13 protein-coding genes are annotated in these 18,572 nt (G+C 33.2%); 11 read left to right on the top strand and 2 right to left on the bottom strand.

Annotated elements, in window-relative coordinates:
* Positions 1-81 precede the first annotated feature (81 nt).
* A complete protein-coding gene (locus A5482_RS15510; RefSeq protein ID WP_069791832.1) occupies positions 82-438 on the top strand; it encodes a hypothetical protein in 357 nt (118 codons plus the stop codon).
* 913 nt (positions 439-1,351) lie between these two features.
* Here A5482_RS15510 and A5482_RS15505 read toward each other — a convergent pair.
* A complete protein-coding gene (locus tag A5482_RS15505) occupies positions 1,352-2,560 on the bottom strand; it encodes a relaxase/mobilization nuclease domain-containing protein (protein ID WP_446684869.1) in 1,209 nt (402 codons plus the stop codon).
* A 142-nt stretch (positions 2,561-2,702) separates the two neighbouring features.
* Here A5482_RS15505 and A5482_RS15500 point away from each other — a divergent pair, with 142 nt between their 5' ends.
* Positions 2,703-4,286: an IS1634 family transposase gene (locus A5482_RS15500; RefSeq protein WP_069791669.1), complete on the top strand. Its 1,584-nt coding sequence runs from the start codon at positions 2,703-2,705 to the stop codon at positions 4,284-4,286.
* 178 nt (positions 4,287-4,464) lie between these two features.
* On the opposite strand, the gene A5482_RS15495 is transcribed toward A5482_RS15500, so the two are convergent.
* Positions 4,465-4,767: a hypothetical protein gene (locus tag A5482_RS15495; RefSeq protein ID WP_446684868.1), complete on the bottom strand. Its 303-nt coding sequence runs from the start codon at positions 4,765-4,767 to the stop codon at positions 4,465-4,467.
* A 333-nt stretch (positions 4,768-5,100) separates the two neighbouring features.
* On the opposite strand from A5482_RS15495, the gene A5482_RS15490 reads away from it, so the two are divergent.
* The 9 genes from A5482_RS15490 (at position 5,101) to A5482_RS15450 (ending at position 18,507) form a co-directional block, all read left to right on the top strand.
* A complete protein-coding gene (locus tag A5482_RS15490; protein ID WP_069791719.1) occupies positions 5,101-6,213 on the top strand; it encodes a ParM/StbA family protein in 1,113 nt (370 codons plus the stop codon).
* A complete protein-coding gene (locus A5482_RS15485; protein ID WP_069791720.1) occupies positions 6,210-6,587 on the top strand; it encodes a hypothetical protein in 378 nt (125 codons plus the stop codon). Before A5482_RS15490 ends, A5482_RS15485 begins: the two co-directional genes overlap by 4 nt.
* An 8-nt stretch (positions 6,588-6,595) precedes the next feature.
* Positions 6,596-7,492 carry a hypothetical protein gene (locus tag A5482_RS15480; RefSeq protein WP_069791721.1) on the top strand — a complete coding sequence of 299 codons (897 nt, stop codon included), beginning with the start codon at positions 6,596-6,598 and terminating at the stop codon, positions 7,490-7,492.
* Between the two features lie 1,413 nt (positions 7,493-8,905).
* Positions 8,906-10,000 (top strand): ISAs1 family transposase, encoded by a 1,095-nt coding sequence (locus A5482_RS15475; RefSeq protein ID WP_069791932.1) that lies wholly within the window; start codon positions 8,906-8,908, stop codon positions 9,998-10,000.
* The gene (locus A5482_RS15470) at positions 9,997-11,286 is read left to right on the top strand and encodes a hypothetical protein (RefSeq protein ID WP_069791237.1); all 1,290 of its coding nucleotides are present in this window, start codon (positions 9,997-9,999) and stop codon (positions 11,284-11,286) included. The genes A5482_RS15475 and A5482_RS15470 overlap by 4 nt, the downstream gene beginning before the upstream one ends.
* A gap of 194 nt (positions 11,287-11,480) precedes the next feature.
* On the top strand, positions 11,481-12,389 hold the full coding sequence (locus A5482_RS15465; RefSeq protein WP_201150078.1) for a DUF4007 family protein: 909 nt from the start codon (positions 11,481-11,483) through the stop codon (positions 12,387-12,389).
* A 1,077-nt stretch (positions 12,390-13,466) separates the two neighbouring features.
* A complete protein-coding gene (locus tag A5482_RS15460) occupies positions 13,467-15,812 on the top strand; it encodes a hypothetical protein (protein ID WP_446684873.1) in 2,346 nt (781 codons plus the stop codon).
* Entirely contained in the window at positions 15,769-16,968 is a 1,200-nt protein-coding gene (locus A5482_RS15455; protein WP_446684872.1) for a hypothetical protein, read from the top strand. The genes A5482_RS15460 and A5482_RS15455 overlap by 44 nt, the downstream gene beginning before the upstream one ends.
* A 402-nt stretch (positions 16,969-17,370) precedes the next feature.
* Positions 17,371-18,507, top strand: a complete 1,137-nt coding sequence (locus A5482_RS15450) for an HNH endonuclease domain-containing protein (protein WP_069791239.1) — start codon at positions 17,371-17,373, stop codon at positions 18,505-18,507.
* Positions 18,508-18,572: the final 65 nt, after the last annotated feature.

The following is an 18,572-nucleotide window of genomic DNA, read 5'->3' as shown; positions in this document are numbered from 1 at the left end:
TCGTCCTCATACTATTTGGCCTTACGCCCTTGTTTCAATCATTCAATATAGAAGATGATGAGATTAAGATAGTTAAGTAAAATGATAAAAATAATAGATGGGTTGTTAGATGTGCCAACAGTAAATGACTACCTCTGCACACTCAAAAAAATGGAAATAACAGAGTTACAGCAGGAACTGTTGAAGATACAATATTCTGCTCCTTACCACCAGATAAAGGTAGAGGATTTAGCCATTACTGTCTCCAAACCCATTGAAACAGTTAATGCCGTTTACGGTAAATTAGGACATAAAATCAAGGATTTATTAGGAGTGGATATAATTGGAGACGAGGGTTATTGGAAAGTTTTAAGTATTGGCTATGAACAGGATAACCGCTTTTACTGGCAAATGCGTAATCAAGTTAGTCAAGCTTTTACAGAACTAAATTTTTTCTAAGGGTAATCAGGCGTAGCCTGCCACTTCGAGATCGCCTTTCGCTCTTTTTAGATTTTTTAAGCCCCATTACGATCCATTCTCATACCAAGAAATAATTTTTCTCTAAATTTGTGATTTTGGGGTTAAATCCATAAAAAATAGGCTGATTTTACTCTCTCATAATTGAAATCGTATTTAAAAATCTAACTTGCGAAACAATGGCTTGTTTAAAGGCAACCGATGAAATAGTAAGATAATCGGATAAAAGGGGTTAATAATAGTTAAAAATACAAATAAAAAGCTAAAATTAGCAAATTTTGGCTCAATTTATCCTAAAATTAGCCAGAGACAGCTTATTTTGATCAAAAAAAATCTGAAATCACTTAAAAAAACTTTACCATGAGTTTTAAAAAATAGAACAAAAATATCTAAAAAGACAAAATAAGAGAAAAATTGGTTAAAAATTGAAAAAAACTGGCTTATTCCAGCCTATTTTGAGCCAGTCCAAAAACTAGAACAAAATTACTAAGAAAAAGATTGTCTAGAAAAAACAGAAACGGTTAAAGTTAACACTGGACTTTGAAGGAGTGAGACAAAGATAGTTGGGTAATTAACAATTGAGGATAGAAAAGACTCTTGTGATGAGTCTAGCAGTATTGTGTTATTTATGTCGGGAGCGTGTAGTGGTGAAGCGTTCTGCTCCACTGGTTTAAGGTTAAAGGGTCAGCATCATTAACGCTCGTGTTCTATCACCATAGGTGATGACCAAAAAACAAGATACGTAATGCTCCTCCCCCACAAGGGCGTTTTGTCTCGTGTTAAGGTGCGCTGGTTATCTTACTACGGGTTTTGCATTTTCATGTTAAAGTCACTTGGTAGTGTTAAAGTGCGCTCGTTATCTTACTTGTCTCTTTCTGGGGTTAAAGTGCGCTGGTTACCTCCTCCTTCTCCTTTTGGTGGTTGCTGAGTTAGTAGTGGTAGTTCCCGAGGGCGATTGTGGTGACTGTATCTGCTCCACTAATTCCTTCTGAATCTCCTGCTGCTTTTTGACAGCTTCGAGTTGTTTAACCCTCTCTTTCTCCTGCACCTCAAGGGTGTTTTTTACTCCTTTTGTCTTCTGCTCAAAATCATCATAGGTATCCCTTGTAAACCTAAAGTTATTAAGAATCCATGGCTTATTAGGTGCAGGTTTAATCCACTTAATCATTTCATCAGAATTATCAACCTTACTCACCACCAAACTTTTCTTACTCCTTTTAATGGCATAATAATCACCCTTATAACTCTCAGTATCCTGATTTTTGAGTAGTTGTTCCATGGTATTCCTATACTGCTCTAACCTTTTAATAAACTCATCATCAAATTCAAAACTAGGGGTAGTGGTTTGATAGTCCTCTAATCCCTTTATATCCAATACCTTATTCATCCCCTGTAGAGTATATTTTGCTCCTAAAGTATTACCCTTATAGTGACTATTTTTGTAACCATAAACAATACCGCTCTTCTTCTTGTAAACCTTTACCCCCTCTTGGTTTAGGGCTAAATCTAATTCTTTAAAATCCTTACATTGCTCCTTACCCCTATCTAAAATATCTCTCAACTCCTGTAATACTTCCGTGCCTTCAGGGCTTGATAATCCGTGGTAGTTTTCCAGCATCCTCAATACCCTTTCAGACTTACGGTAATCCCAATAACTAGACACACAGCTTCCATCATGTCTTACTCTACCTGCCACAATATGGATATGCTGATGTTCCGTATCATCATGTTTCACTACCACATAAGGTACAGCAAGGGATTCCCTACCAAACATTCGCCCTTCACCCTTCCTTTTCTCCTTCTCCAACTTATCTAAATCAGGTTGTTGTTCCCCAAAGCCCATTCCATACAAATAATCATAGGAGATTGCCCTTAACTTTCTATTATCTAATTCATCTTCCGAAGGGTTAAATGAGATTGTGGCGTGATATACAGGCTTTCTCATCCTTCCATTTAACTGACAACATAATTCAAATTTGTTACTAAGGGCGATCGCTGTTTTACCTGACAGGTTACTTTCTATGATTTCTTTTTCTTCCCTATCAAGTAAGTACGATATACATCGGTAGAAGTCAGCTCCTTTTATTTGCTTTGCTACGGGCATAGTTCAATTTCTTCCTCTACTTCTTCTAACCGACCTTCCGCATAGTTCAAGAAAAAGCAAGAATACTACAAAAAAAGTGATAAAAAAGATGAAGTGGAATAGAGTAAATTAGTTTTAATAGAGTAATGATAAGTCTAGGAAAATGTATGAATCAATAAACATTGAAATAGAAAATATTGATCATTTAGGTATAATAGCTGGAATAGTAGACGAGGTAGGCATTGTAGAGATTGTAAACCAAAAACTACCATCCTATGCTACAGAAAAAATTAGTAAAGGATTAGTAGTCAAGGCAATGATTCTCAATGCCTTGGGTTTTGTGTCTCAGCCATTGTACCTATTTTCAGAGTTTTTTAACGACAAAGCAATAGAAAAATTACTAGGAAAAGAAGTAAAAAAAGAATACTTAAATGATGACAAATTAGGGAGAAGTTTAGATGAACTATACGAATATGGACTAAGTAATTTGTTCATAGAAATAGTCATAGAAGTAATAAAAAAATATCAAATAAAAAGTAATTATCACCACTTAGACTCCACATCATTTCATGTGGATGGTAAATATGAAAATGAGGAAGAAGAAAATAGAAAAACCATCAAAATATGTCATGGGTATTCAAAAGATAATCGTCCAGATTTAAAACAATGTGTATTAAATTTAATAGTATCAGGGGACGGAGAAATACCATTATGGATGAAATCAGGACAGGGAAATCAAAGTGATAAAAAAGAATTTGTCAAGATAGTAAAAGAGTATAAGAAAAGTATAGAAACAGAGAGTATAACAGTATGTGATAGTGCCTTATATAGTCAAGAGAATATCCAATTACTAGGGGAAATGAAATGGATAACAAGAGTGCCATTAACAGTAAAAAAAGGGAGAGAATTAGTAGAAAACGAAGAAATATTATGGACAGAGATAGAAAATGAGCAAGAACAAGAATTGAAAGAAAGAGGTTATGAATGGAAAGTAATCAAGGAAAACTATGGGGGAATAAACCAGAGATGGTTAGTAGTAGAAAATAAAAAAAGAAAAGAAAGCGATCTAAAAAAAATAAAAAAAGCAATTCCCCTAGAAAAAGAGGAAGTAGAAAAAGAGAAAAAGAAAATATCTAGAAAATTGTGGTGCGATAACAAAGAATGTGAACGAGAAATAAAGAAAAAGAATAAAAGGTTTAAATATTATGAGTTAGAGATAGAAGACATTAGAAAGCAAGAGAAAGGAAAATATGAAGTAAGTGTAGTGGTAAGAGAGAAGGAAGAAGAAATAGAAAAAAAGAAAAATCAAGCAGGAAGATTTATCTTAGCAACCAATGTAATGGAGGAAGAAAGATTAAAACCATGGGAAATACTATGGGAATATAAACAACAACAAAAAGTAGAAAGAGGATTTAGATTTTTAAAGAATCCCTTATTTTTTACCGAGAGTTTTTATGTAAAAAAGGTGGAGAGGTTGGAAGGGATATTATGGTTAATGTCCTTGAGCTTATTGATATATAACCTAGCTCAAAGAGAAATGAGAAAAGAATTAAAAAGAAGAAAAGTAGGATTGAGAAACCAAGTAGGAAAAAGAACAGAAAAAGTAACAATGAGATGGATATTCCAATGCTTTCAAGGAATCTATCTGGCAAAAATAAATGAAGAAGAAAGAATCGTAAATATGAATAAAGATAGAGAAGAAATATTAGAATATTTACCAGCAAAATGTCGTGAATATTATCAATAAAAAACCTTGATAGTTAGGAAAACATCAACAAAAATAAGAGCCATTACAACATAAAATAAAAAAATTGATGGCATAGGTTTGTGGTGGGAAAATATAGAAATAGTCCAAGAGTAAAATAGCAGAGAAAAAGACATTAAAGATAATTTTTACTCAAACCATTACAAATAGCTCATCTTCTTTATGTCGTTTTATTTGTGACAAAATGAAGTGCGGAAAGTCGGTCTAACACTTTTGAAAAATCTTTAAACTTTTTTTGTTGTTCCAATGGTATACATTCCATCAATTCTTCAATCTGATTCCTCACCTCTCCTAACTTTAAGATTGCTTTTACTTTTACTTGGCTTGGTGTCTTGGGAATCTTTCTATACAATACTGACTTAAATAAATCTGATAGGGTTATCCCTCTTTCTTCACTAAGGGCATTTGCTTTTTCCTTTTCATCTTCATTAAGGTAGACTGAACAAATAATTTTTCTAGGCAAGTTTTTTCCCTCAAAACGTCATTTTTTGGCTAAATCCACAACAAATAACCCTATTTTATTGCCTACCAATGAAAATTGGATTAAAAAGTTAACAATTTGCAAAAATGGCTTATTTAAACGAGTCCTCGTGGTTACAACCGTTTTGGGGTGAATTGGGAATAAAAAATCATTAAAATGAATTAGTATGGGTGATATTGTCCCTATATCCTCCCTAGATCCTCCCTACGAAAACAGTGACAAAACACTTGTTAGTACCTATTTAGGAGAGTAATAAGGAATAAACAGGGAAGTAGTAAGGGAGTAATAATTATAGTACATAATTACTGAACAAAAATGGTAGAAGAAAAAAAGAAAAAGTTAATATTGACTTTGGACTTTGGAGGAAGTGCCACAAAAATAATAGGTGGATTATCTGGAGCAAAAAGAAAAACTGTAGTAATGAATCCAGAAATATGTGAGATGCCCCTAGAGTCATTACAAAGTAAAAGTATGGCAGGAATAAGGGGCGCTCGTCAAAATAGAGCATGGGTAGGTGTGAATGGTGAATATTATGCAGTAGGTTATCTAGCAAAAAGTTATTTAGCAACACCGCAACTCAAACCATTAAAAGCTAGTCTGGCAATTCCCAAAATATTGTCAGCTTGTTGGGTAATGGCTGAACAATTTAAGTTGGGGGCGGAGTTTGATATTTCTCTCGCTTGTTTTTTACCACCGGGGGAGTATGAAGATAGGGCAAAGTTTGAGAATGAATTAGAGTTGGCACTATCAGAATTTGAAACTCCCAATGGTACTTTTAAAGTGTCACTGCTCAATTTTGAGTGTAAACCAGAAGGAGTTGGTGTATTTATGGAACATTGGCGTTTAGAAAAGGAAACAGCGTCAAATTCCCTCTGCGTAAACCTGATGTTTGGTTATCGCAATGCTAGTGCGGTATTGGTTGAAAAGGGTAACATTGGGAAATTTCAAACCACTGATTTAGGCTTTATTCAGATGGTTGAGTCAGTTCAACAAAAAACTTCTGGTTATACCATTGAAAAACTGACAGAGGCGATCTCCTCTTTCGGGGATGGCAGTGATGATAGCTGTTTAATGTCCATGCTAAGGCAGGAAACAAAGGAAGCTAGAGTAATTGAGTTAGATAACCTAAAATCTCAGATACAAATAGCAAAAATAGAATATCTTTCAAGACTTAAAAACTGGTTGAGAGAGGTAGTACCCAAAGATGTTGAACAAATAGTAATCTCTGGGGGTACAGCAGATTATCTAAAACCAGATTTAAAAGAATGGGCAAAAACAGTTAGTCCAGTAACTTTATTCTGGCATGGTGGTGTGAAATTACCAGAGGATATACAGGCAGTAGGTTTAGGTAATCGCATGGCTGATGTTTGGGTACTTTGGCACTATTTTTGTATAGAAATTAAGAAAAAAAATAGAGTAGTTAAATGACGACATCAAAGAGAAAAGAAATAAAAATTTATTATGCCTCTAATTCTTATGATGATGAATTAATAAAATTCATTAAAGACTATGCAGTTGCCCGTGGGCAAACTTATACAGAGGTAATGTTAGAAGTGTTACGAGCATTTTGGTTGCCAATGGCATTAAAAAAATCACCATTATTTAACGACTCTTTTTTATTAAAAGAATTACAAGGTAAATCAATAGGAATTTTAAACAGTCAACTGAATTTCTATAGTTCGGATACTGATTTAATTGAATTGGAACAAAAGAGTTTAAATGATGATGATCTTTTGGATGAAGGTTTGGATGATGATGAAATGAGTTTTAATGATTCTGCAACTTTTGATAACTTGATTTAGAGGTAAAAATGGAACAATTAAAAGGACTACACTTTATAACTGGAGAAAAAGGTGGTGTTGGCAAATCACTATTCACCATGGTTTTGTTGGAGTATTTCAATAATTTAGGTATTGACTATAAATTTTATGATGCTGATAGAAGTAGCCCTGACGTGGGATTAGCTTATGGTGAGTCTTATGCTGACATTGTTAGTTCATTAGGGGAAAACACAAAATCACAGCTTCGTGGTTTAGTAGCCTTATCGGATGAAGATCATAAAGACCATATATTATCTGATGATGAGGAAGAAAAGGAAGAAATTTCATCCATTAACCAGATATATTTCAGTGAGGATCAACGTGAGTCGTTCAGGGCTGATTTATTATATGAGGAAGCGTCTAATGGTAACCTAGTCGTAGTTAATTTACCTGCTCAGGTGGAACTACTTGTTAATCAATGGTTAAGCGCCCGTAGTATTCTTGAAGAGAGCGATTTCCCCATTTACTATTGGTTTGTGACGGACGGATCACCTGAGTCTCTCACATTAATGGAACGTTCATTGAAACAATACGGGGATAAAATTGAGCATATCATCGTGCGTAATAGTGGTTTAAATAAGTCGGTAGATGATGCAATTATTAGACACCCTGTGTTGAAATCCATGCAATTGCTAAAGACAAAAATGGTTGAGATGGGTTCATTATTCTTGTCTGATGTGCAAATGGAAGTCGTTAAAAACAACAAACTGACTTTAAGTAAAGCGATGGATAGGCAGGTTAATATTGATGGGTTAACATCCCTAAGCAAAACACGCATTAAAACCTTTTTGAAAAACTGTCATATTGAAATCGATAGAAGTCTCGTTTTCGCCAAACCAGTTGACAGTGTTAATCTTAAAGAAGTTATGCCAAACACCTCTGCTTGATAATTATTATCTTGAGATTTCCTTTCGTAATTTTGGCACATCATTAACGCTCTTCCTGTTTTGCGTAATCAAGGTATTTAATTAACTACCACCCCCATCCCTGAGTTCGACCTTTAATTGGTTTACTTGGGGATTTTCCTTTCTCTCTCAAAAACGTACTACACCTTATCTAATATTTATGTTAAAACTACCCTATAACTTATATATATCAGTGGATATGACCGTTGTTGGTTTGGCTTGATTATTCAAGGTTGCTTTGATTATTCACTCTCTCAAACTATTACAGGCTATACATTTGAGGTGCATTTTATCATAAAACCCCTATAACATGCAGTACAAATAAATATAGGGAGCGTGAAGGCGTGAAGTCTTTGAGCCATGCGGTTTAACTTCAAATAGATCTATTCCTTCACTATTATGAATGGTGTTGAAAGACGGAGCGCTCGACTCGCTCCTCCCCCACAAGGGCGTTGTGGCTACCCTTGCTTTCGTTTTAACGAGAAAGTTATGGGTTGGGTGTTTGTTGTTTACTACGGGTTATAAAATTTTTATGTTAAAAATACGGTATAAGCTATATATAGCAACGAATAAGAGCGTTCTTATTTTATTGATTTCAAGGGATTGACATTCTCCCAAACCTTTACAGGCTATGTTTTTGAAGTAGGTTTTAACATAAATTGTAGATAACCCGTAGTAAAAAAATTAATCAAGTCGTTTCAGGATAAGAGAGACAGGAAGTTTCCGAGCATTTAATTCAGTGATTGCATCGCCCATTGCTGATATAAACCCTATCTGTACCATTTATTCAACAGTTTCTTCATTTATATTCAGTCTTGTTGAGATTTCGTTAATATCCATAAAATAACCAATTATTAAGCCAAATATAGCCAATTAGAACCAATTCTATCTTGGTGAACTGTTGTAATGCTTAGGTTATAAAAGATTCAGATATTTCTCTTCCACTAGGGTATTAGGCCTAAATAGAAGGTTCGCCCGACGAAGTGCAGCCTGTTGCTAAAACCTTTGCTATACTATCAATATAGCGATAATACCTCCAAAAAGTAGCGATCGCCAAAACATAAGTTGCATAAATATTTCTTGAAAATAAATCAATGGCAAAAAAACTTTGCCTAAAATGAAACCTGAAGTACCTTAAAATGCCTATCTCAAAGCATTGTAATTACGTTTCAAATATTTGAAACTTTGCCTAAAAGAAGACAAACTAGGCAATGTTTGAATCTCTTTTCAAAGAGCTATCTTTACAAAACTTTACATCGTGTCCGATTTTACACGTATCTCCTCTTTACCCCCCATAGGGGCAGGGGTGATTCAAAGTAGGGAGTAAAATAAAAGAAAGGGTGAATGTTTTCTAGTAAATTAGAAAATGCTCACCTAATTGTTTTACATTCAATAATGCTTAAAAGTCTAGTAGAAAAACTTCAACAAATCGAGGATTATCGTAACCCAAAAGGGAAAAGACATCAATTATGGGTAATTTTAACAGTTTTTATACTAGGAACAATCTCTGGGTTTATCGGCTACAGAGCCATAGGAGATTTTTGTCAATATAATGAAAAAGCACTATCTAAAATGCTGAAGATAAAAAGTAATAACCTTCCTTCTTACTCTACTATTAGAAGGGTTATTTCTAGTTTTGACCATCATTTATTAGAATCTCTTTTTAATCAATGGTCTCAAGAATTAATTTCAGTACAACAAGAGCAAGAATATTTTTCTATCGATGGTAAAAGTTTAAGAAATACTGTCACAGATAAGTATGGAAATCAACAAGATTTCATTGTATTTATCTCTTTATTTAATCACCAAAATAAAAGGGTTTATGGTTTAAGAACATTTCAGAATAAAAAAGGATCTGAAATTCCCTATAGTCAAGATTTGATAACTAATAGCACTGTTACCAACGCTGTATTTACTCTCGATGCTTTACACTGTCAAAAAGAGACTACTCGCAAAATTATTGAATCTGATAATGATTATTTAATCACTGTAAAAAAGAACCAGAAAAAACTATATCAATCCATTGATGATGTCGTTAAATATCAATGTTCTCGTAGTAGTTTTTATGATACTGATTTTAGTCATGGTCGTCATATTACAAGAAAAATATCTGTATATAATCCACCAGAAAACATTGACCCTCGTTGGATCAGTATTAAATCCGTTATTGAAGTTCAACGAGAGGGATTTCGAGGTTCAAAACCATATCAACAAACACTCTATTATATGAGTAGTCTCAAAAAAGATGCTATGGTTTTTGCTCAAAAAATTAGAGAACATTGGAGTATTGAAAATAATTTACACTGGATTAAGGATGTAATTTTAAAAGAGGATCAATCTCCTATCAAAAACCTTAATGCCGTTATTAATATCTCTATTCTCAAAACTATAGCGTTAAATCTTTTACGCTTACTTGATTTTCCTTCGGTGACAAAAGCCCAGAGATGGCTCTACTCCAGACTTGAGTCTCTTTTTTTTCTCTTAGAATGAATCACCCCTGCCCCATAGGGGCGCTACATCTTAAAGAGTTTCTTGAATTTGCAGAAAAGTCTTCCCGTCAATCTGAGGATTTATTCTTAAAAACAAATGACTTTGATAGTGATATTGAAAAGCAAATATATCAAGAGATAGTTAATATAGGTTATACCGTAAACTGTAAAGTCGGTTCAGGTAGTTATCGAGTTGACTTAGCCGTAGTTCATCCCCAACATCCAGGCATCTACGTTTTAGGAATCGAAACCGATGGAATTAGTTATCATCAAGCCCCTACAGTATTGGATAGGGAAGGAGTCAGACAAGTTGTTTTAGGGTTAATGAAATGGAATATGTACAGAATTTGGTCACTAGATTGGAAATTTAGACGGGAGGAAGAAATTAGCAAATTAAAACAAGCAATAGAAAAAGCGATTGAACAATTTGATTTAACAAATACCCTATCTCAAAATAATAGTGAAACTATACCAAATATTGATTCATTTTCCATTTTAGAGTCAGAAAAAATTAAGCAAAAAAATTCACAAAAAACAGATTACGAGCTACAATTTCAGTTAAGAACGAATGACAATCAACTTCCAACTACTGTAAGTAATTTTAAAAGAGCGAGTACTATTGGAAACACAAAAGAAGAAAATGGTCGCTTTCAAAATGAACAGAAAATAACAGACGTACAAGAATTAAATAAGGTAGAAGAGAGTCAATCCACTTTATTAGAATCTAGCCCTTTAATTCCTTATGTTACCGCTAATTTAGAAGTTGTTACCGATAATAAAGGGTTAATTTATGAAAAAGAATCAAAAGTTTTAGTCATAATAAAAATCAACCAACTCATAGAAGTTGAAGCTCCCATTTTACTCAATGATATGTTAAGACCTATAGCCCAATGTTGGTCATACTCTAGTATGAGTAAAAAATTAAAAACATATTTAACCAATACTATTAAGCAACTTATAAAAGAAGGTAAATTATACTTAAATGATGAATTTGTTTGGCAAAGTCGCTTTCAATGTGAAAACTGGGATAAAACCAGAACAAATAATGATGAATATAAAAGAAAAATAGAACAAATTTCTATTCAAGAATTAGCCGTAATATCAGAGTGGATTGTACAGCAATCTTTATCTATTGATGAGGAAGGATTGATGAAAGAAGTTGCTAACATTTTAGAATTTAAACAACTTAATAAAAGTATTAAAACTCGTTTACAAAAAACGATCAAATATATGTATGAAAAAGGTAATGTAGACCATGAAAAAGATAGGATATTTTGGAAAATTTAATACTTTACATGTTGGTGTAAAGCTAGGGAAACTGTAAGAACCGTGCCAATTCGCTCAAAATAAGTCAGAGAGGGAACTTAGACATAACGTTAAAACCTATTTCGCAACAACTCTAATAAATAAATTGAATGTTGTCATGAAAAAGCATAATATTGTATTGCACAACAAAGTTAACCATAAACAACTGAGACTGAATGATTCAAACTAACTTGGAGTTGAATCTGTTAGATAACCCTATAAATCCAATCTTTGCCCGTCATGAAACGTTCCATCCTCGATGGGGATGGTTAAACAAGGGTTTTGCTGCCGTTGATAAAGATAATAATATTTTTCAGGCGGATGATGCCCCTATTCGTTTGGGAGTGGGTAAGAATATGGTGAGGAGTATTCGTTATTGGTGTAATGCTTTCAAAGTTACTGACAATGATGATAAACCCTCAGATTTCGGGCGAAGGTTATTGGGAGAGAAAGGATGGGATAAATATTTAGAAAATCCTGCTTCTTTGTGGTTACTACATTGGAATTTCCTTAAGCCTATTTGCACTGGAACGTCATGGTATTATGCTCTTAATCATTTCAATGATACTGAATTTAGTCGGGATGACTTAGTAAATGGCTTGAAGGGTTTTCGGGATGAGATTAAGCCTAATATTGCTGATTCTTCCCTTACGAAAGATGTTACTTGTATTTTGAGAATGTATGTGGATACTAATACAGATGGTTTTGTGGAGGACTCCATCGATTCTCCTTTTGCTGAGTTGGGGTTAATTTATCAACCTCTCAATTCAAGAGATTATCGATTTCGTTTTGGTGTTAAGGCGAGTTTACCCCCTGAAATAATTATGGCTTGTTGTTTGGAGTATGCTAGTTGGGTGAGTGACAATCAAACTACTATTAGCATTAGTCGATTACTTTATGATTATAGTAGCCCTGGATTAGTTTTTAAGTTGACGGAGGAGGCTTTACTTAATGCGATTGATTCTATGACTCGTCAATATGATAATCTTTTTTTGGCGGATACTGCTGGTTTAATTCAGTTATCTTTTAATGATAATCCTCTGGATTTGGCTGATAAGATTCTTGATGATTTTTATAGCTTTTAGTATCTTTTTAAAATAGTTTGTTTGAACAATAAATAAATATTTTATATTAGTTATAATAAAATAATTTTCGTCTTATTAAGGGAGAGTTTGAGCTTATAATATTGTATAAATTATACAAAAAAAATTATTATCTGGGTCTATAAATATAGTTAGTTTAATTGTGTTTGAGACATTTTGCTCTTCTAAAAGCCTTGTCAAATAAATATTGTGGCATCCGAGAGCGTTTCATTTCAATATTGATTAACTATAATATAGCAATTATCATGGTTACGGAGTACAAGATGATCCCCCTAAATCCCCCGCAAATTCGGGGGACTTAAGAATAATAAATGTATCTCATAATTATAAAAAACGCTATAGAAAGAGGGGTTTGAGTAGCATTTGTACAAGAAACCCCGATAAGAACTGTACCAATTAAACCCTCTAAAAATTATCACCCTCAAACGCTTGAAATCTCGTAGTAGATTTCTGTACCAAATAGACCTTAGTTTAATTAATACAGTGATCATGTCTAAAAAGTAGGTTCTTGAAACTTAGACAGAGAGAGAACTTTAGCCTTAGCGTGGTTTTCTGTACGGTTGCTACTCAAGCCCCAAAGACTAAAGTGTAAAATACAATTTATAATAAGCTAACTTTCTTTTGTGCCATACTTAATAAGTTATTTATAATTTAATTTATAGTTATTTAAGTGAGTTGTGAAACAGTTTCCGTAGCCAAAACTTTTATTGTATAAATCTTTGAGAACTTGAAAAAGTTTCCTTTTTATTTTGAGTGACTATAATTATTTTTTTGTTGCTTTTTATTCTTTAATCTCATATATCAGTAAGTTGGCGTTATTAATGATGGGTTTAGTATTACCAAAACCTTTATTAATAAAAGGCTTAAACCTTTGGCTAGATCGATTTAATTACACCTACCTACTTATTAATGATGGGTTTAGTATTACCAAAACCTTCATTAATAAAAAGCTTAAACCTTTGGCTAGATCGATTTAATTACACCTACTTACTTAACCATTCTTTTAACAAGGGATTTAAGCCCCCGACCTAAGCTTATTTTATTTTTTACTAATTAATTATGAATTTATCTTCTTATTTTACTTTACAACGTCGTTATGGTCGCTCTATCAATTTAGAAAGAGATTTTAATGATTTATCTGCTTTGGATGGTTATGTTTTAACGGATAAATCTGTGGAAACTTTAAAGCGAATTTTGTTGGGTATTAGCGGGGATAATAAGTATAATTGTTGGACTTTGACGGGGGTTTATGGTACTGGTAAATCTGCTTTTGTTCATTTTCTAATTTCTCTGTTAGCTAATAGTAAAAATAAGTTAAAAAGGAAGGCTTTAGAAATAGCTAATAGTTCTTTAAATGATGATATTATTCTTAGTAATATTCCTGATAATGGGATGATAAGGGCGATCGCCGTTAGTCAAAGAGAGGCAATTAGTTTAACTATTATTCGGGCTTTAATTAATGGTTTAGAAGATTTTGGTAGTAAATTATCTAAGGATTTTATCTCTGTATTAGAAGATTTAGAAAGTCGTATTAAGGATGGCAAAACAGTTCAAAATACAGCAATAATTAGCATTATAAAAGATATTCTTTTACAAACAAAAAGTGATATTATTTTAGTCATTGATGAATTAGGAAAAAACCTAGAATATGCTGTTTATAATCAAGGGGCAGAAGATTTATATTTATTACAACAACTAGCCGAATTAGAGGCTATTGATGGACATAGAATTTATATTTTAGGGATTTTGCACCAAGCCTTTACCGAATATGGGCAAAGGTTGGCTACTATTCAAAGAAATGAATGGTCAAAAATTACAGGAAGGTTTGAAGATATTGCCTTTACTGAATCTACGGGGCAGATGATTAGGTTAGTGGCAGAAGCTATTAAACCGACTTTTGAGGGTAACTTAGAGCAAAAAATTGACCATTATAGTAGTTATTGGTATCGACAATTAGAATCTATTTTCAAATTAGAAAAAATTGAACAAAATTTAATCAAAAATATTTATCCCCTCCATCCCCTCAGTGCTTTAATTTTGCCTATTTTATGTGTAAAATATGCCCAAAATGACCGAACTTTATTTACTTTTATCACATCCGATGAGCCTTTTTCTTTTAAAAAGTTTTTAGAGGAGACAGCTATTGATGATGATAGTTTACCTACCCTAAAACTCGATCAAATTTATGATTATTTTATCTCCTCCGTGGGTATGGGTTTAACGAGGGTGGTAAATTTCCAACGGTGGGTAGAAATCTATGATTTAATCAACGATGCTAAACACCTCGATGAAGATAGTTTAAAACTATTAAAGGCGATCGGTTTGCTAAACTTAGTTAGTATTACAGGCATTACAAGGGCAACCCGTAACTTAGTCGCCCATAGTCTTTGTGATGGCGACGATGATGATAGATTTAACTATTGGCAAGAAAAAATTGACACATTGTTAAGACAAGGGTTAATTACCCATCGTAAACAAATTGATGAGTTGAGAATCTGGAAAGGCTCAGACTATAATATTGATGCTCAACTAGAATCTTATCTTAAACAAGAGCAGTCCAGTTTAGCAAAACTTTTGTCTCAATTACGCCCTTTAAAACCAATTATCGCCCAGAGGCATAGTTATCAAAAAGGCACATTACGTTATTTTGAAAGACATTATCTTGATTCCTCTGTTGATTTGAATAACCTTGAGTGTGAAGACAATTCGGCAGATGGTTGGTTAGGTTATTGGTTAGGAGAAGAGATTCCTTCCTCTTTTCCTCAAAAAACGGTTAATGGCTTACCTGTTATTTTTATTGCTGCGAATAGTTTACAGGTGTTACGGTTACAAGCCCAAGAATTTAGTGCGTTGAATCGCATGAATAATGAGGCGAAGGAGTTGCAGTCGGATGGGGTAGCCAGAAAGGAGGTGCGTTATCGTTTGATGGAAGCGCAAAAGGTTTTGGATGAAACTTTAAATAGTGTCTTTGATTTTAGTCGGGGTGAGTGTCGATGTTGGATTGGGGGAAATTTAACCAAGATTGACAGTGTGAGGGATTTGAATAGTTATTTGTCGGTGTTGTGTGATGAAACTTTTAGCAAAAGCCCTATTTTGTGGAATGAGTTGATAAACCGTCGCAATCTTACTTCTCAGGGTAGCAAGGCAAGGAGAGAATTAATTACAGCGATGATTAACCACTTTAGTTTTCCTAAGTTTGGTTTTTCTGGTTATGGCCCTGAGGTTACTATGTATTATTCTTTATTGCAAGAAACGGGTATCCATCGCCCTATATCTTCGGCTGAAAATACTCTCAAACCTAGTGATAGTAAAGGTTTTGTATTTCATACTACCCCCCCCCTACGTAAATACTACAGATTTAGTGGAAGAAGAGTGGGGTATTTATGCGCCGACGGGTGGGGATAATCCTAATGTAGATGAGGTTTGGAGTGCGATCGCCCTTTTTTGTACATCAGCCACCGAAAATCCTCAAAATATCGCCCAAATATACGAAAAACTATACCTTCCTCCCTACGGAGTAAAAGAAGGAATTATCCCCATAATCCTTACCGCCGTATTACTGTATTACAAAGAAGAAGTAGGGGTATATCAAGATGGTACATTTATACCAGTATTAGGGGAAGAACACTTAGAATTATTAGTCAAAAATCCCGAACGTTATGCCGTAAAATATTTTGCCATAGAAGGATTAAGGGGAGAAGTATTCAAAGAATTAGAAGCCATCTTGCGCAATCCCCAAACCAAGGCAAAAAGTAACATTCGTAATGCCACCCTCCTAACCGTTGTCACTCCTCTATATCAGTTTGTTAAACAACTTCCTCGTTATACCCTACAAACAAAAAACTTAAGCCAAACCGCCCTCAAAATTTTAACAGTCTTGCAAAAAACTATCGAGCCTGATGAGTTACTATTTAAGCAATTACCCCAAGCCTGTGATTTACCAGTCATCACCACAGACAAAGAAGAAGATGGTATCACTGCCAAACAACTAAAAACAAACTTAATTAAGGCATTAAGAGAAATCAACCTTGCCTATGAAAATCTTTTGAGTGAATGTCAATCTCTCCTTTATGATGCTTTTGGGGTGAGGAATGAAGCCAAAAAACTGAGGGAAGATTTACGAATTAGGGGATCTTATCTCAAGGATAAATGTGTTGAGCCAATTTTGAAACGTTTTACCCAAGCAGTATGTGATGAAACCAAAAACGATAAACAATGGTTAGAGGCTTTAATGATGATTATCGCTGACAAACCAGCGGAATCTTGGAAGGATGAAGATGTTAATTTATTTCAAGGTAAACTGGCTGAATTATCCCGTAAGTTTGCTAATTTAGAAGCTATCCAAGAGGAAGTAAAGGTAAAAAAAGGTGAAGGATTATCTGCCAGAAGAATTACCGTTACCCGCAGTGACGGGGAAGAAACCAATCACATGATATGGATAGATAATCAAAGGGAGTCGGAGGTAAATAAAAAGGTTGAGGAAATTTTGGCCATGTTACCCAAAGATAAGCAGTTAAGGGAGACTATTCTTGCGAAACTAACAGAGAAAATTTTAAAGTAGGGTGGGCAGTGCCCACCATAAACATTATCATAATGCCATTATTGTGTCTTTTCTTTATTATTAAAACCTATCATAAAGATTACTATTATTACTAAGTAAGTTGGCGTTATTAATGATGGGTTTAGTATTACCAAAACCTTTATTAATAAAAGGCTTAAACCTTTTGGTTAGATCAATTTAATTACACCTACCTACTTATCAAGTATTAGAATTAAAATTAACAAAACAAATCAACATATTATTATTCTGTATTTAATTTTCATACCATTAAGTCTTGTATATAATAATCATCATTGTTTATTGCTTTATTCTTTGACTTAATTTTATAACGTGCTTTCATTTTATTGATACAATTTCGGTGGGCAATGCCCACCCTACAATAACAAATTAGGTAATACTATTATGTTTGCCGATAATAAATCTTTGCCTCCTTCTTATTCTCTGAATATTTCAGTTTTAAGTCAATTATTTAACTCCACTACTAATTCTTATAAGTATCTTTTTTTCAGTGCTTTATTAGATATTTTAGAAAGAAATTTATTTGATTGTGAGTTAATTAGTTTTCGAGAGTTAGTAGTTGAAATGTTGGCAAATGCTTGGTATCCCCATGTATTTTTTAAGTTATCTTTTGGTAAACAAGATCAAATTGCGACAAAATTAGATCAGTTAAATATACAATCTAAAGATGAGGCTATCACCAGAAAAAATATATTAATTTCTGTTATCAATCAATATAATGTGGATGATGTCATTAATAGTTTAATGCGTTATGTTCCTTTTCGTTTGATTAGACCTTTTTTTGCGGAAGAATTGCAGGGAATAAAAGATTATAGTATTAATTCTAATGTTACTAAATTATCTACCCAATTATTTGAACAAAAAAAGCCGTTGTATTGTTTTAACTGTGAAAATTATAAATTAATAGATAGTATTATCTTACATCCTGAATGGGTTAATTATATTAGAGAAAATTTTTTAATTGTTAAGGGATGGGTTGCGTGGGAGTGGTTAAATTATATGCAAAAAAATAATTCTAATGTGCCAAATTTAGCTAGAAAATTATTTCCTTTAGTCCAACGAAAATCTCTTGCTGAACAAGCAAAATACTGGAAATTAATTATAGAAAAACAGCCTATAAAATGTATTTATTCTAACAATATTTTAGATAAAAATAGTATTTCTGTGGATCATTATTTACCATGGTCATTTGTTGCCCATGATCAATTATGGAATTTAATTCCTAGTATTCATACTGTTAATTCTTCTAAGTCTAATAATATTCCTTCTTCTAATTATTTAGATAAGTTTATTAATTTACAACATCAAGGTTTAGTTATTTCTAATAAAATTTTATCTCAAAATGAATGGTTAAGATATGTTGATTGTTATCTTAATGATTTAAAAATAAATGAGCCTAATGATTTGCTAAAATTAGAACTTTTAACAAGGGCTTATCAACAAACTTTTAAACCTTTAATTTCTTTAGCAAAAATACAGGGATTTTCTACTAATTGGAATTATCGAGAAGAATGTGGTTAAAAAAATTAACAAACTACTGGGGATTACCGAGGGGATTAGTTTTGAGTTCAATTAGTTTTAATCTT

Source organism: Cyanobacterium sp. IPPAS B-1200 (assembly GCF_001747005.2).
Classification (GTDB): domain Bacteria; phylum Cyanobacteriota; class Cyanobacteriia; order Cyanobacteriales; family Cyanobacteriaceae; genus Cyanobacterium.
This window is presented reverse-complemented; position numbering and strand designations above follow the sequence as displayed.